The sequence below is a fragment of the Ignatzschineria rhizosphaerae genome, from assembly GCF_022655595.1.
Lineage (GTDB): Bacteria > Pseudomonadota > Gammaproteobacteria > Cardiobacteriales > Wohlfahrtiimonadaceae > Ignatzschineria > Ignatzschineria rhizosphaerae.
Genome location: NZ_CP093379.1, coordinates 2,788,432 through 2,803,771, shown reverse-complemented (window position 1 = coordinate 2,803,771; position 15,340 = coordinate 2,788,432). Strand labels below are relative to the sequence as shown.

The window sequence follows — 15,340 nt, the reverse complement described above, 5'->3', positions numbered from 1 at the left end:
ACATGAGATTACCTGGCGTATTAAAAAACTTTGAACTCTTTCTCAATGCAGACCCGATCGGGCGCACTGTGGAAGAGGTCACCCTTCCCTCTACGGCCAAAGAGTATGTAGAGATTAAAACAGGTGGCATGACAAGACCGCTCAAGATTCCAGTAGGTTTTGAAGGCTCAATGGAAGTGAAGTTCACCACGAAAGGCATTGATATTCAAACACTCATTCCACAAGGTTGCGGTTTAGGGAATATTCGTCTGCAGTTTAAGGGGGCGATTGAAGACCCAGCAACTTGTGACTTAATTCCATTTACGGCCAACTTTACGGGAAGCCTTGAAAATGATCCTGAATCATTGAAGAAAGGTGATCTATCAGGTGGTGAAGTCACACTTAATGCAATCACAGCAGAATACATCTGGAACAACGAAGTTATCTATGTTGAGCGAGTGCTCGATAACGTCCTCATCGTTAATGGTGTAGACCTCAAAGCAGAAGAAAACGCAGCGCTTGGCTATTAAGCCAGGCATTGCCTAAAGCATTAATTTAATCCATTAATTTATTGAAATATAGGAAAACAGTCATGAGTAAGAAAGAAGAAAAAATCAAAGAAACTATCACTGGCGTAACACTCAAGCTTGATGAACCAGTAATGATCGGCGAGAAGGAATATACCGAGATCACACTCAAAAAACCATACGCCGGCAACATGAAAGGAATCTCAATCACACAGCTACAATCCGGTGATACCCAGCAAGTGATGAACTTCGTCTCTGCAGTTAGTGATTGGCCATTGCAATCAGTTGAGCGTTTAGGGCTTGGTGACTTCAACATGATTAATAACTTAGTGTTGGGGTTTTTATTCCCAAAGAACTTGAACGATTTAGTAAAAGGCTTGCAGGAATCAGGGGCAGAAATTCAGCTTCTAACGACACAAGCGATGTAGGCATCTACGTTGAGGATTTAATCAGAGGAATTGGATTAACATTCCCATTCTTCACTTATCGCGATTTGATCGAGATGTCACTCACAGACCTACTGATCTGGAACTGTGAAGCAATACTCGAAAACGATAGACAACAAACCGCAATGGATGAATCGAAGCAAAAGAAATAGGAGGTAAAGAGTCTGCAGATTCCCGCACTAAGATCGCAGACTCTTTTTTTATATGAGCAATCTACAATTAAAAGTCCAAATAGCGGCCATTGATAAGATCACTGCCCCGCTTCGTGGCATTGCAAAGCAGTCACAGCGCTTAAGCCAAGGTTATAGAGCCGATATGGGACAATATAATAGTGTCTTAAAATCCACAAAAGGCGCTTTAAAAGATGTTCAGGCCGAGCAACAACGACTCGCTAAAATTGGAGCTCCGGTTTCTAATGAATTGATTCAATCAGAAAAAGAGCTACTAAGTCGCATTAATGAAACCAACAAAGCCATTGATATGCGTAATGCAAAAATGGATAAGGAGATGGGATTAGTTAGACGCAGACAAGCCGCAATGGATCGTGGCAAAGAGCAAATGAGTCGTGGCGTAAAAATGACGGGAGCCGCTACCGCAGCAACATATGTGGGCGCACGCTTCATGATGCCAGGCTTCAACTTTGATGAACAAATGAGTAAAGTGCAAGCCTTAACTCGTATGAACGCAGATGATCCTATGCTTGCAAAACTCCGTGAACAAGCAAAAGAATTAGGTGCAACAACGTGGGCCAGTGCAACACAAGCAGCGGATGCACAAGGGTTCTATGCAATGGCCGGCTTTGATCCCCAAGCAATTATGGATGCCCTGCCCTCAACGCTTGATCTTGCGAAAGCAGGTGGTGTTGATGTTGGACGTGCTGCAGATATCGGTTCTAATATTCTCTCTGCTTTTGGATTAGATCCAAGCGAAATGAATAAGGTTTCAGATATTTTAGTGAGCGTATTTACTCGTACTAATACAAGTATTGAGACTCTCGGTGAAACGATGAAATACGTTGCTCCTATTGCCAACAAGCTCAATATCCCGCTAGAAGAAACAGCCGCAATGGCAGGTATTTTAGGAAATATCGGGATTCAAGGCTCACAAGCAGGAACATCCCTGAAAACATTAGCAGTAAACTTAGCGGCTCCGACAGGTCGAGCGGCTAAAGCACTTGATACTTTGAAGATAAAAACTAAAGATGCTGCAGGTAACTTCCGAGGAATGCCTGACATCATTATTGATATGATCAAAGCTACCGAAAAAATGGGAGATGCCCAAAGGCTAGGATACTTAACTGATATTGCCGGTAAAGAGGCAGCCGCTGGATTTGCCGGTTTCATAGATGAAAATGGTTATGATGAATTTATCAAAATAATCGAAGCTGCTTATAACGCTGAAGGAGAAGCCGCAAGAGTTGCTGGCGTAATGTCTGACAACGTTAAAGGTGATTGGGTTGGATTTTTATCCGCTATTGAAGCCGTACAAATAAACGTATCAGAGCTTGAAACTGGCGGTATTCGTTCACTCATTCAGTCCATCACAGAGATGACTCGTAAAATCAGTGACTGGATTAAAGAAAATCCCAAGCTTGCCGGCACTCTCTTTAGAGTAACAGCCGGCATTGTTGCAGTTGTAGGAGGGCTAGGAGCACTATCTATTGCGATGGCTATTTTCAATATGGCTGTTTTAGCGAACCCTATTGTACTTGTGATAGCGGCGATAATCGCCGCCATTGTCGCTCTTGTTTACTATAAAGATCAAATATGGGAGTTCTTCCAGGCGTTCTTTGATGCGCCAGTAACTTATATCCAAAAGGGATTGGAATCTCTTGTTACATTACGCAAAAGAATCAGTGAGTTCTTATCTAAAATCCCGATTATTGGAGGAGTATTAAGCTTTATTTATGAACTCTCTACTGCACCTTTTCTCCTCTTAAAATGGGTGATCGACAAAGTAATCGAGGGTATTAGTTGGATTAGCAATGCTTGGATAATGCCAGCATTTGATATGTCTGGCGCTAATAAGTTTACGGGCTTACTAAGAGGAAGTGTTGACTTCATACTTAATCTTCGTAAAAACATTAGCGATATTCTAAAGAGAATCCCAGTTATAGGAAGTGCTTTAAGCTTTATTTATGAGCTATCTACCGCACCATTTCTACTATTATCCTGGTTAATTGAAAAAGCAATCCAAGGGGTTGAGTGGCTTGGCAATATGTGGGTATCGCCTACTATTGATACGAGTGGGTTTACCAACTTTTTTAATACATCCCGAGGGATACTCGATTTCTTATTAGACTTTCGTAATAGCGTTAGCGATCTGATCTATGAGATTCCATATATCGGACCATTACTTAGTTTCATCTATGATGTTGCAACATTACCGTTTGCTTGGTTAATGCAAGCGATTAAAGAAGTAATCAAGGGCTTTGAATGGATTGGTGACAACTGGAGTACAATTGCTGGTTGGTTTGGCTCTATGTGGGATTTTATACTGAGTGCCACACAACCCGTTGTTGATATGTTTGAATGGGTTCTAGACTTAATTCAGCAGATGATCACCGGAATTAGCGAGCTTTTCTCATTTGAAGCACCTGACTGGATGAAAAAAACGGGCAACGTTGCCGGTAATACTTACGATTACTTTGCAAATAGCTTGAGTTATACCGGTGACTTAATAGGAGAGCAATTGGATGGGGTTTTCGGACGCACACCGAAGCAAAGAACGAATGCAGGAACTGCAGCATTAGTCATTACTCCTGCTAATCCTATTAAGAATATCACTACTACTAATCATCAAGAAGTACACGTTGAGGTTCATGCAACCACTAACGCAAGCCCAGACGTAATTGGGGGCGCTGTTGCACGAGCTATCAAAAGCAAAGCATTTATAGGAGATGAACACTAATGTTACCGCAAATGATTTGGGGCTTCTCGCTGTTTTCGGCAAGTAATGTGCCCTACGCTCAAGTGAGTACTGAGAAAAACTTTAACCACGCATATAATAAACGAATTGGGGCAAGAGATGCACGGCAATATCTTGGTCCAGGTGAAGATAAAATTACCATCACTGGCACATTAGTGCCATTTGTAACAGGTGGCCGTTTAGCACTGCAGACATTTGAGATTCAAGCGGCATCAGGATTAGCATTCCCGTTAATTGAATCGAACGGCACAACGCATGGTTTTTATGTGATTGAGAGCATGACAACATCAGAAACTCATCAAGTCGCCGACGGACGGCCAAAGGTGATTGAGTACACGATCAATTTCAAACGTGAAGGTGATGATAACCTAGATTATTCAAAAATCGCTGTCGGCATGAAAGGTGCATTGGGGCTATAAATGTTAGTAATAAATCAAAATCAACCAAATGTGGCCATCACGATTAATGGGATGCCGTCTATCTTACTCAATAATAATATCAATAGTATCTCTCTGATTGAAAACAGAGGCTTTGATGCCGATACCTTGCAGATTGTGATTAATGATTCTGACGGTTTAATAGAACTCCCAAATCGTGATGCCGAGATCCAGATCGCCATTGGCTTTGGTATCAATCTCATTAATAAAGGCAAGTTCATCGTTGATTCAGTCATGCACTCTGGCCCACCCGATATTATTACTATTGGAGCTCACTCTGCAGACTTTAAGAAAGAGCTCTTAGAGCGTAAAAGCTTACTCTTTGAGAATAAAACGATTCAAGAGATTGTCGAAGCGATTGCCAAAAAACATAAGCTAGAATCCAAGGTTGCTGAGATTTACCAAAAGATCAAAATCAAAGAGAAGTCGCAAGCAAACGAGTCTGATGCGAATCTTCTCACTCGAATTGCTGAAGAGTATGACGCTATTGCGACGATTAAAAATGGAACACTGCTCTTTTTAGAACGGGGTGCCGGTAAAACGGCTTCAGGGGAAAGCCTGGATACGATCACGCACCACCGATCAGATGGAGATCAACATAACTACACAGTTTCTGACCGTGACCAATACACAGGAGTTGAGGTGCGTTTTCTGCTTTCAGACAAAGCCAAACGCCAAACATTAATAGTTGGTGAAGATCGCCGGCCGTTTAAGATTAGAAAGATTTACAACAATGAAAAGGAGGCTAAAACCGCAGCGGATCAACAATTCAAACGTCTAAAGCGCAGCTTAGCAAGTGTGAGCGTTAATCTCGCACGAGGCAATGCAGAACTAAGTGCAGAAAGCCCACTCAAATTGGTGGGCTTCAAGACTGAAATGGATAATCATAACTGGATAGTGACCACTATCACGCATCGAATTGATGCTTCTAATGGGTTTGTGTCTGAGCTTCAGGGAGAGGTTAAAGCATAGGGATATTGCTATAAGAAATTTTATTAATACTTATGATTTTAATTGCAGGTTTCAGAATATAATCAATATGTAATTCCTGTTCCAACAGACCATTAACTAAATATGTGCCTTCTGACGCCTTTTTGTCTCCGTAAGAACAATAATTTGATTCATCAACAGTTTTCTTATGAGCTTTTTCCAAAATATAAGAATAATAACGCTTATCATTAATTTTATTATCCATACATTCACATACTAAAAATTGTCCATTTTCAATATAAGCTGTTAAAATAGCTCTAGAACTGCTAATACCTGAGTATGAAGTACTATAGCTATAGTCAAAAAACACCCAATACCTAGCTTTAGGGCTTACTTCAAAATCATATTCTAAAGGTTTATTAATAATATAATTTGAACGAATAATATTTTCTTGCTCAATATATTTATCTGATAAACTTTTAAAAATTTGCTCTTCTACCTTCATTTCACCATTAGTAGTAATACATATTAAGTGAGATACTTCTTCAATATCAAAAGAAAGTAGATCGCTATCCCCATATTTATCAGCTTTTGGTAAATCTATCTGTTGACTTCCAAACGGAGAAATTGTTATTAGTTCCATAGGAGGCTTCGAGTAGTCCACCAACCTAATTCTTTTCTTATTTTTGGCTAAAACAGCATCTATTGCAAAAACAAAGGCTTGTTTATCTTTCTGATTGTGCAATAAAAATGAATACCCTTCATTAGTATTCATTTTTATAGGTATATATGAAATTTTATCCCCTGACTTCCTAAGGTAGTTTCTGAAAGCTATAGTTGCGGCAACTAGCCCCAGTGATACTCCTGATACTTGAAGCATCATTGATACTATTGATTTATACCCCTCAGTAGTATCGGAAACCAAAAATATAAGAACCAAAATAATCAACAATATACATGGAGCTGTACCTATAATCTTTGTATCAAAATCAAGTCCTAACCACCATTTAAATAGTTTTTTCAGACCACATATTTCATAAAGAAATAAAGAAAGTGCAATAAGTAAAAGTAAACAAAATGGGGCTAATATAACTATTTGAAAATAGGTCATGCTGTTACCTAAAAAGCATTAATTGTAATGCCAGATTTACACAACGAGTTAATACTTCTAACCGGTTTGTGTCGGATTTTCAGTGGAAGGTGAAGAATATATTTCAGAAATAATGTTATCAAAAAAAGGATTTAAAGTGTCATTCAAAAAAGATAGAGAGTCATTATTATATTCATCTATGAAACTATATCTCTCTTCTCTTAAATCCGGTAAAGTTCTAATTCTATTTAATTTATTAATACTTTGGTAAGTTTTATTTGAAAGTTTTTCTTTCATCTTAAACATCTCTTTTTTCAACTCTATATATTCTTGATAATATTTTTCCGCCCCTTTTTTAATCAAAGTATATTGAAAAGATGAAGAAATATTATAAAAATCTATGAGTGTTTCTCTATATCTCTCATAGCAATCATAAGACATTTTTTTAACATCCTCTTTATTTTCCTTAACAAATATTGAATTTTCACCATCAAGCTTGGCTTCAACTATAGATTCTTTTTCTAAAACTGCTAAATAGTAACGATCATGTATACTATCTACTAATAGCTTACATTGATTTTTTATTTTTATTGTATTGATAATAAACTCTTTTTTAATAGCTTCTGATTCTTCACTAATCAAAACATTTTTATTGTAAGCTAACTCTTGTTCTTTTAACTCTCGTGCATAAGCACTTTGTAATTTAATGTTATACGTCTGCCAACCTTGGCTAATGACAACGCCAACCAAAGCAGCTATTGCGGCTCCAAGTCCTACAAAGATCATAGGATAATCCTTAAATATCCCTGGATAACCTTCAATTAAATTCCAAGAGAGCTCTGCATAAAATCCAATAAATATAAGAGAAACTGTTAAAAGAAAACCAACAATTATTTTTTTCCACATACCGTCTTTCCTATAACTCAATCCAACCGCCCATCATAGAACCTAAAATAAACAACTCTGCAGATTTTTGGGTTGCTGTTTCAGGCCCATTTGCGGCATCAAGCATTTGCACACACCCTTCTGATATCTCTTTAATACCATTCATTTTTTTAACTTCTATTAATGCCATTAGGTTCGCATTAAGTCTTTTATTACTATAAAAGCCAGAAACCCAATCCCCACAAGTAGCTAACTTATTAGCTTCTGAACCTTTACCCCATTCTGCCCTTGTCGATTGATGTAAAGTCCCACCATCGTACCACTCTGCCGAAGTAGCAAATGAAGTAGTACCAACAACTAATAAAGCCCCTAATAAAATATTTTTCATCATGCTCTCCTTTAATGATTAACTGGCATCTAACGCATCAAAAATCGCCTTGCTATTTCCCGTAAATCTAGCAATACGATCTATTCTAAAGGTTCGCTCTGCCTCATAATCTAAACAAAACCCTTCAAGGTAATCTTCATCCCTATAGTAGGGATGAACAGCTCTTTCTTGGCTTGAAATAACATTACCTTCTTCATCTTCTCGCTCATAGATAAAAGTAATAATTATTGGGCTATTTCTATGGGATTTAGCGGCAGTTTCAATATTTGGGTCATCAAATATATTAAAATATTTTTTCCTGTCACTATATTTGGACTGTTTCTCTTCTCTTTCATCCACATATTTTAAGGATTCTTGCGCTAGAAGATATGCTTCAGCATCCGTAGTATCCAAAGACTCGTGAGCACGAGATTCTTGACGACTATTCTCAATGGCTTGCAGTAACTTCTGTTTCTCAAGCTTCTTTCTTTTACTACGCCTAACAAAATAATAGATCACTAAGCCCCAAAATATTAAACCTAATATAACGTCCATAGTTCCTCCATATCAGCTAACTTAGCTTAGTCTTATCAATAAAGCATTGATGTTCTACCTTTAATCGTTTTTTGATACCTTTCATAGTGTCTCGATAGACCCAAAATCCAGAAAAAAATATAACAGGAATAAACAATATATTGGCTAATGCCTCAGCCTCATTTGTGGCAGGTATTGACTTCACGTTAATAAGTATAAAACAGCAAATAAAAAAGATTAGCAAAAGCCACCCGATACTATATAACTTCCTTCTTCTCTCCATTTTTTCAGCATGTTGCCTAATAGCTATCTCTTTCAAATATTCTTCTTTTTTTAACTGCTTTTGAACGTCCAAAAAAGTATAAAACAAAGAATTACGATCAATTTCTCCTGAATCATATAAATCCATTTGTTCTATAAAATAGTTCACTATTTTTTTTTAGACTGATCAAAAGTAGGATTATGATTGATAATCTCTTTCTCAGTATATTGCCCCACACCTTCAATTTGACGATTGTTATTTTGTGATACTGGCAATCCTGAGAACTTGCGACAAATATCTAACATCAGTTTTTTAGATTCATCATCACTGTTACGGAAGATTTCTAATAGCAAGCTTTCTTCAGTATTCAAGTTCTTAGAAGAGCTTTCTCCAGTAAGTAGATAATAAATATCCACATTGTTTCTATTAAGATTTAATAAATAATCTAATCCTGGATTCTGTCTTTTATCTGGGTTTTCATCTTCATAACGCCCTTGTGAGACATCGCTAACACCGCCTAAAGCACCAAATTCTTTTTTATTAAGGTTCATTGAAAGACGTGTAAATATAAGTCTTTGATAAAATTCCTTCATATATCTCACAACCCCAAAACAACTTAAAAGTTGACCACCTAACTTTTAGTTGTTAATATTTGAATCATAGTTATACATTTATGCTATGAGTTATTCATCACCACAATTAAGAACTCATAGCCCGAATAATCATTATATAGGGTGCATTTACAATAATCATCTCTATAAGAGGATTTCATAGCCAATGGGAAAGAATGACACAAACGATAAACTCGTGCCTTTTTCCGTCATGATGGAGCCTGAAAAGGTTAATGAGCTTAAAGAGCTTGCCAAAAATGACCATAGAAGCGCATCAGCCCAAGCACGGATTTTTATTGAGAGTGGATTATTAGATGCGAGACGATCGTCGAAATAGATTCAGCTGCAGCAATTGCGGGCAAAAGATATTCGTAAAGTACACGGAAACCGTCAGTGAAAAGAGCCGTATTCGTGTTTATGAATGCCAAAATTGCAATATGAACCTTAAATCTATCGAAGAGATATATCAGACAGCCGAGTTTAAACCACTGCTCTAATTTTTATATCCATCACACATTTTATTGATGTCGATTTTGTCGGCAGGGATTTTTTTAACTTAAAAAAGGAGTAACACCATGATTATAAATATCGCTAACAAACTGATTACCGAGCAAAAAAGGATTGAGCACAGTCCTATGCCCTACATCTCACTCATGACAATTGTTCGCCGTGAGTTCTCCCATCAAGCGTTATTAAAGTTTGAGGGTAATGCTTATAAAGCAAGCCAAAAACTCAATATGAATCGCCGTACATTCATGAGCAATCTTGGAATGTCCGCAGGTGAATGGAAGATGAAAAACATGCCAGATGATGCGGCGTAGGAGCAAATGATGAAACTACTTGAACTCACAGAAAAAAGAAAAGAGATGCAAATAGAAATAAATAACAGATCAACACTCGCAGATATGCCTATTCCTTACGCCTTAGCGGTGAAATGGCTAGAAACAGAACGCGAATATCAGATCCATTTAGCAAATTTAGAAGCGAGCAAGCTTGCGGGAATCATCAAAGAGCAAGCCAATATTATTAAAGACTTACAGAGAGGGATTAGCGCATGAAGAGGCAATAAAAAACCACTTCTTACGAAGTGGCTCAATTCACTGTGTGGCACTGCACGACCAAGTACTGCCACACGCAAACATCAAATTCATTATAAAGGAAGCACCATGCAAAAGCTATTAAACACAATTGATTTCTCTAAGAATATGCGTAAAAACATCTTCTTACTGACTGAATTAACAAACGCGGCAACAGAGTTTTGTACTGTAATTCAAATAAATCGAAAAATCAGGGCTTACCAAAATGAGATTCGGGAGCGAATGAGCTTAAAGCCAAGTTTATTAATTCGATTAGAATTAAGATCTCTTCGCAGTGAGCTTAAAAAGCTACGTCGTGCTGTTTCTAAAAAAACCGTTGAAGTTCTCAATCAAGCCGATTTGAAAAAGGCGGCTTAATATGTCGAATCATAGAAAAATGGATAGTGCTCTCAGAGAGAGCATTATCTCTGTTTTAACGTCCAAATATGGGATGCGCCAATCTGGTGAGAACTTTGCCGGCGGTGTTTGCCCTGATTGTGGGAAAAAGGATTTATGGGCAGTTGGTGATGAACCGTGGTCAATCCAATGCAACCGTATTAATAATTGCGGTTATAAAGGATTGATTCGTGAACTTCACCCTGAGCTATTTAAATCAGTCACTGAACGTGCTGAATCTTTCATGATTCAGGATAACAAGCCTGATCCCAAAGGCATCGCTAAATTCTATTTAAGTGATGAACGTGAATTAAATCCAACTCGTGCCGGCAACTTCACGCAAGAAACCGCTTTTAACAGAAAGACTGGTAAAGGCTCTGCAACAATTCGCTATACCTTCCCTGTTGATAATGGGCAGGAATGCTACTGGGAAAGAATCATTGAAGATATTGGCAGCGCTAAAGCCAACTTCAAATATGGCACAAGCTATTCAAATTATGGTTGGGTGCCACCCGAATTTAATCAGCGTAGTGGTGATGTTTGGATTGTTGAGGGAATCTTTGATGCGTTAGCACTGCAAGAGCACGGCATTCGTGCTATTTCTGCAATGTCTTGTCACAACTTCCCTGCAAAGACTATTCAAGCATTAAATCTTGATCTACTCACCACGATTGTGATTGCACTTGATAGTAATAAAGCAGGATATGAAGCAATCCCCAAAATGATTGCTCGTGTTGAAGAACTAGGATTTATCAATATCCAAGTGGCTCTCACACGCTCAAAAATGGATTGGAATGATTGCCATATCCAGGATAAATTATCCCGTGAAGATATCGAGCTCTATTACTACAATGGTGACCTTTTCACTGCCACAAGCGCCTACAATAAAGCGCTGTTAATGTGGAAGCGCAATTTATGGCAATCCTTCATTGTTGAGCATGATTACAAAACTTACTGGGCTGAAGTTAAAAACGCTTCTGGCCTCCAAGACAAAGAAGACGAGGAAGAAGATAAAGAGCCTGAGCTTTCACTCACACAGATCGGCACATGCTTAATTGATTTTCTTTATGTTGAGCGCTCAATCGCAACAGATGAAACTCGCTTCTATCTTGATATCCAAAACTCCCGTGGTAATGCCAAAGGCATCTTTAGTGGTAAACATTTTAAATCTCCCAATGAATTTGGTAGCCGAATCATCGATACATTACCAGGGGCAAACTTCTCTGGTAAAGCTCATCAAATTGAAAAGCTTTATGAACTTAAAGCACCTTACATAAAAACGGTACATACAATTGATTATGTAGGATATTGCCCAGAAGCTAAGGGATACGTTTATCCACAATTCGCGGTAAAAGATGGCGAAATCCATTTACCGAATAAAGAGGATTATTACTCTTTCAAAAACTATCACATCAAAAACACATTCACGCCTGGAAGCTTTAATCCATCAACAAATATTAAGCCGGTGCAATGGCTTGATGACTATATCACTGCTTTTGGCGATCGAGGCCTTATTGTCCTAGCGTACTTCTTTGGCTCACTCTTTGCGACTCAAATACGCCACGAACTTGGCTACTTCCCTTTTCTAGAATTTACTGGGGAAGCAGGATCAGGGAAAACAGCAGTACTCGAATTTATGTGGAAGCTGATGGGGCGTGATAACTACGAAGGGATCAACCCCACGACATCGACACCTGCAGGACGTTATCGCACACTGAATCAATTCTCAAATATGCCAACTTCGTACATCGAGGGGCAATCAGAATCGAAAGATGCAAAGAAAGGAAAGGACGACTGGCTTTACGAATCAAAAACACAGTTTAACGGTCGTTCAGTGAGAACAAAGGGGAAAAATAACAACGGTAATGATACTGACGAATCCCCATTCTACGGGTCGATTGTTGTCTCGCAAAACGTGAAGATCGACGCAGATGAAGCGACACTTACTCGCTTTATCTACCTGCACATGACAAGCGACCATCATACGCCAGCAGGAAAAAGAGCCTCAGAGAAATTAATGCGATTAGAGATAGATGATGTCTCTTCTTTTCTTCTGCAGACGATTCTACAAGAGAAATCGATCTTGAAAATCATCTTCGATAAATACGAAGAAATCAAAGACATCTTTATTGATAGTGACCGTGTTGTGCATTCCCGTATTCGTGATGTTCATAAGCTCTTACTCGCTATTTTGGAAGCACTCACAGAAACCTACAACATTGATTATAAAAACAGAGATAAGGCAGCCAAACTCATTATGCGAATTGCTGAAGATCGCCAAAAAGACCTAGATCACGATCCAGAGCCAGTGCAAGAGTTTTGGTATCTACTTGAGGACTTACAACGCGATGAAGATCCAATGCGTCAAAACTCACTAATTAATCACTCAAACAACAAAGAATTTGAGCTCGCTATTAACTTGAACCACATCGCAACAATGGCACGAGACCGCAATCTACCGCCAATAGATGTCACGCTCTTACGCAAGCTCTTACCAAAAACAAAAACCTTTGAATTTATCGAAAACAAAACAGTTAAATCAAGCATAAACGGCAAAACTACACGCTGTTATGTCTTTAAATGGAATGGGAAGTGGAAATGATGGAAGACAAACAATTTATAGAATTTTTCCGGCAAATGATCCGAGAAGAGATGGCAGCTAAAAATGATGGCCCAAAATTATTATCAACCGCTGCAGTCGCAGAGAAGCTTGACGTTTCAGTGGACTACCTCACCAAAGAGATCATGCATCTTAAAAGTTTCCCAAAACCTGTTCGATTTAAAAATAGGGGATTCTTAAAGTTTTATGAACATGAGATTGATGAATTTATTTTAGGGCTTAGAAAGGAGGCTTAGGGTGAAATATTTTATTTTTGGGATCATTTTTGTACTGGTGCTTATTTACGTTTTTTATCGGGGATGGGTTGTAGCTCACATGACGGTGGCTCATGAATGCAAAACACTTGGGAAATTTTATGTAGGAAAAGAGATTTTTGAGTGCGTAAAGATTAGTGAGGGGAAGGATGATGAGTAATCAAGAAAAGCCACTAAAAAAGATGATTATTGATGCTTTGCAGAGAGGTGATCTCGATATCAAAGACATGCCGATGCATGAGCTTGAGTGGCTTAAAAGAAGAGTATCCGAAGAGATAGATCAGCAAAGAGGAAGCGAAAAGGTTTTATTAATTGGGGTAGGTGGAACTCATTTATTTGACAAGCATTTTTTAGAAAAAGACGAAAAGCTAGCCCGTGAATATGCCTTGAAGCGAGCTAAAGAGCAGTTTGCTGAAGGCCGCCAAATTGAAGTTGTGATGAGTTATCACAAAGTCTGGAAGTCAGAGCTTAAAGAGTATTTATCAATGAGAGGTCAATATGAGTAAGAGAGTTGAAATTGATGTGATTGATGATAGATGTATTTACATTAATGATTACAGAATTGCTGGCAGTAAGCCCTATGTTTCTGAGAATCTCAAATCAACAAATTATATTACCACCACAGATAGAATTTTAGATCAGCTAGATTTTGAAGATATAGAAAAATACATTCTCAAGAAAAGAGGCCTTCAGTGAACCAAAATGATGATCTTTTCGGCTGGCCAAACAACTATGATCAAGAAGATGAACCTATTATTCTAGATTGGAAATACTTCAAAGAACTACTTCTAGGTCTGTTGGCCATCTTTGGACTTTGTGCCGGAATTATATTACTTTTCGTATTATTCCATTTGATACGTTAAAACGGCGACTGTAACGTTATTGGACTAACGTTACAGCCAATCAACAGGTATAAGCTGTTAACTCATTGCACATACATGCAAGACCGACTCTCGCGAGAGAATAAGACTATAACAAAGGTTAACATGAAGAATAAAGCAATAAAATTAGACATAAAAGAAGAAATTCGTTGTCAGGCTTGTAATAAGAAACTAGGGATGGGAATATATCGACTGGTAGAAATTAAATGCCCTCGTTGTAAAACGATTTGTTCCTTTAGTAAATGATTTTTCATGAAAGCCAACGAGCTTCTAATCAGAGTACCTTGAGTGCCAGTTTTAGAGGTTCGTATGACTAAATTTGTAAAAGCTCCACTCCCTTTTCAAGGACAAAAGCGCAACTGGCTTAGATACGTTAATAATTTAGATTTTAGTAACAAGGTAGTCATTGATCTATTCGGTGGCAGCGGTCTGCTTTCGCATGAGATTAAGCGCAACAACCCAAGTGCGAAAGTGATCTGGAATGACTTTGATAATTATCAAGCACGATTAGAAATGATCGAAGAGTCTGAAGAACTACGGAAAAATCTTATTAAATATCCCAAGAGTAATCAAAAAGCGGATTTAGAAACTAAAACGCAGATCATTCAATTGATCGATCAACATTTAGAAAAATATCAACGTGCTGATTGGATCACGATATCAAGTTGGATTTTATTTAGTGGCAATTACGCACATGATTATCATGATCTTATCAAGCGAACATTCTATGTACGAGTAACACGAACCCCCCTCAATTCGATTAATTACTTACAAGATGTGGAGCGAGTACAATGTGATTTTAGAGTGTTATTAGAAGAATATAAAGATCATGATGATGTTATCTATATCTGTGATCCACCATACATTATGACGGATCAGACGGGATATAAGTCTAAGAAGAATAAACACTTTAAATTAAAAGATACGCTTCAACTTATCGAGGCTTTAAGATTTAAAAAAGCGCTTTTCTTTTCAAGTACAAAATCGGAGACAGATGACTTGTTAGAGCTTTACTTTGACAGCGATAAGATTGAGCGTATCGAATATGAAGCAAGTACAGGCTCAAACAGGCGATATACGGAACTTCTTTATATAATATAACCAAAGAGTAAAAGAG

Annotated in this window: 22 protein-coding genes; 16 read left to right on the top strand and 6 right to left on the bottom strand. The window is 38.0% G+C overall.

Annotated elements, in window-relative coordinates; all coding sequences use genetic code 11:
- Positions 1–2 precede the first annotated feature (2 nt).
- From MMG00_RS12835 to MMG00_RS12815, 5 genes are all read left to right on the top strand, one after another.
- Positions 3–509: a phage major tail tube protein gene (locus MMG00_RS12835; RefSeq protein ID WP_242148994.1), complete on the top strand. Its 507-nt coding sequence runs from the start codon at positions 3–5 to the stop codon at positions 507–509.
- A 62-nt stretch (positions 510–571) separates the two neighbouring features.
- Complete coding sequence (locus MMG00_RS12830; RefSeq protein ID WP_242148992.1) at positions 572–934, top strand: phage tail assembly protein; 363 nt, start codon at positions 572–574, stop codon at positions 932–934.
- 222 nt (positions 935–1,156) lie between these two features.
- The gene (locus MMG00_RS12825) at positions 1,157–3,862 is read left to right on the top strand and encodes a phage tail tape measure protein (protein WP_242148989.1); all 2,706 of its coding nucleotides are present in this window, start codon (positions 1,157–1,159) and stop codon (positions 3,860–3,862) included.
- Positions 3,862–4,299: a phage tail protein gene (locus tag MMG00_RS12820; RefSeq protein ID WP_242148987.1), complete on the top strand. Its 438-nt coding sequence runs from the start codon at positions 3,862–3,864 to the stop codon at positions 4,297–4,299. Before MMG00_RS12825 ends, MMG00_RS12820 begins: the two co-directional genes overlap by 1 nt.
- The gene (locus tag MMG00_RS12815) at positions 4,300–5,289 is read left to right on the top strand and encodes a contractile injection system protein, VgrG/Pvc8 family (RefSeq protein ID WP_242148985.1); all 990 of its coding nucleotides are present in this window, start codon (positions 4,300–4,302) and stop codon (positions 5,287–5,289) included.
- Here MMG00_RS12815 and MMG00_RS12810 read toward each other — a convergent pair.
- Genes MMG00_RS12810 through MMG00_RS12785 form a run of 6 tightly spaced genes read right to left on the bottom strand, consistent with a single transcriptional unit; the run spans position 5,279 to position 8,978 of the window.
- Complete coding sequence (locus tag MMG00_RS12810; protein ID WP_242148983.1) at positions 5,279–6,358, bottom strand: hypothetical protein; 1,080 nt, start codon at positions 6,356–6,358, stop codon at positions 5,279–5,281. The two genes, MMG00_RS12815 and MMG00_RS12810, sit on opposite strands and share 11 nt — an antisense overlap.
- Before the next feature lie 57 nt (positions 6,359–6,415).
- A complete protein-coding gene (locus MMG00_RS12805) occupies positions 6,416–7,243 on the bottom strand; it encodes an alpha/beta hydrolase family protein (protein WP_242148981.1) in 828 nt (275 codons plus the stop codon).
- 10 nt (positions 7,244–7,253) lie between these two features.
- Entirely contained in the window at positions 7,254–7,613 is a 360-nt protein-coding gene (locus MMG00_RS12800; protein ID WP_242148979.1) for a hypothetical protein, read from the bottom strand.
- 15 nt (positions 7,614–7,628) lie between these two features.
- Positions 7,629–8,144 carry a WYL domain-containing protein gene (locus MMG00_RS12795; RefSeq protein WP_242148976.1) on the bottom strand — a complete coding sequence of 172 codons (516 nt, stop codon included), beginning with the start codon at positions 8,142–8,144 and terminating at the stop codon, positions 7,629–7,631.
- A 16-nt stretch (positions 8,145–8,160) separates the two neighbouring features.
- Positions 8,161–8,532: a hypothetical protein gene (locus MMG00_RS12790; protein WP_242148973.1), complete on the bottom strand. Its 372-nt coding sequence runs from the start codon at positions 8,530–8,532 to the stop codon at positions 8,161–8,163.
- 20 nt (positions 8,533–8,552) lie between these two features.
- The gene (locus tag MMG00_RS12785) at positions 8,553–8,978 is read right to left on the bottom strand and encodes a hypothetical protein (protein WP_242148971.1); all 426 of its coding nucleotides are present in this window, start codon (positions 8,976–8,978) and stop codon (positions 8,553–8,555) included.
- Between the two features lie 184 nt (positions 8,979–9,162).
- On the opposite strand from MMG00_RS12785, the gene MMG00_RS12780 reads away from it, so the two are divergent.
- The 11 genes from MMG00_RS12780 to MMG00_RS12735 all read left to right on the top strand — a co-directional run bounded on the left by MMG00_RS12780 (position 9,163) and on the right by MMG00_RS12735 (position 15,324).
- Positions 9,163–9,333 (top strand): hypothetical protein, encoded by a 171-nt coding sequence (locus tag MMG00_RS12780; RefSeq protein ID WP_242148968.1) that lies wholly within the window; start codon positions 9,163–9,165, stop codon positions 9,331–9,333.
- Complete coding sequence (locus MMG00_RS14405) at positions 9,311–9,493, top strand: ogr/Delta-like zinc finger family protein (RefSeq protein WP_432805923.1); 183 nt, start codon at positions 9,311–9,313, stop codon at positions 9,491–9,493. Before MMG00_RS12780 ends, MMG00_RS14405 begins: the two co-directional genes overlap by 23 nt.
- A 78-nt stretch (positions 9,494–9,571) precedes the next feature.
- Positions 9,572–9,817 carry a hypothetical protein gene (locus MMG00_RS12775; RefSeq protein WP_242148966.1) on the top strand — a complete coding sequence of 82 codons (246 nt, stop codon included), beginning with the start codon at positions 9,572–9,574 and terminating at the stop codon, positions 9,815–9,817.
- 6 nt (positions 9,818–9,823) lie between these two features.
- Positions 9,824–10,054 carry a hypothetical protein gene (locus tag MMG00_RS12770; protein WP_242148964.1) on the top strand — a complete coding sequence of 77 codons (231 nt, stop codon included), beginning with the start codon at positions 9,824–9,826 and terminating at the stop codon, positions 10,052–10,054.
- Between the two features lie 108 nt (positions 10,055–10,162).
- On the top strand, positions 10,163–10,450 hold the full coding sequence (locus MMG00_RS12765) for a hypothetical protein (RefSeq protein WP_242148962.1): 288 nt from the start codon (positions 10,163–10,165) through the stop codon (positions 10,448–10,450).
- A gap of 1 nt (position 10,451) precedes the next feature.
- Complete coding sequence (locus MMG00_RS12760) at positions 10,452–13,070, top strand: toprim domain-containing protein (RefSeq protein WP_242148960.1); 2,619 nt, start codon at positions 10,452–10,454, stop codon at positions 13,068–13,070.
- Positions 13,067–13,324, top strand: coding sequence for a hypothetical protein (locus tag MMG00_RS12755; protein ID WP_242148958.1), 258 nt, complete (start codon positions 13,067–13,069; stop codon positions 13,322–13,324). The genes MMG00_RS12760 and MMG00_RS12755 overlap by 4 nt, the downstream gene beginning before the upstream one ends.
- Position 13,325: 1 nt before the next feature.
- On the top strand, positions 13,326–13,502 hold the full coding sequence (locus MMG00_RS12750; protein WP_242148955.1) for a hypothetical protein: 177 nt from the start codon (positions 13,326–13,328) through the stop codon (positions 13,500–13,502).
- On the top strand, positions 13,495–13,848 hold the full coding sequence (locus MMG00_RS12745) for a hypothetical protein (RefSeq protein WP_242148953.1): 354 nt from the start codon (positions 13,495–13,497) through the stop codon (positions 13,846–13,848). The genes MMG00_RS12750 and MMG00_RS12745 overlap by 8 nt, the downstream gene beginning before the upstream one ends.
- Positions 13,841–14,038 carry a hypothetical protein gene (locus MMG00_RS12740; protein WP_242148950.1) on the top strand — a complete coding sequence of 66 codons (198 nt, stop codon included), beginning with the start codon at positions 13,841–13,843 and terminating at the stop codon, positions 14,036–14,038. Before MMG00_RS12745 ends, MMG00_RS12740 begins: the two co-directional genes overlap by 8 nt.
- 494 nt (positions 14,039–14,532) lie before the next feature.
- Positions 14,533–15,324: a DNA adenine methylase gene (locus MMG00_RS12735; RefSeq protein WP_242148948.1), complete on the top strand. Its 792-nt coding sequence runs from the start codon at positions 14,533–14,535 to the stop codon at positions 15,322–15,324.
- Positions 15,325–15,340 lie beyond the last annotated feature (16 nt).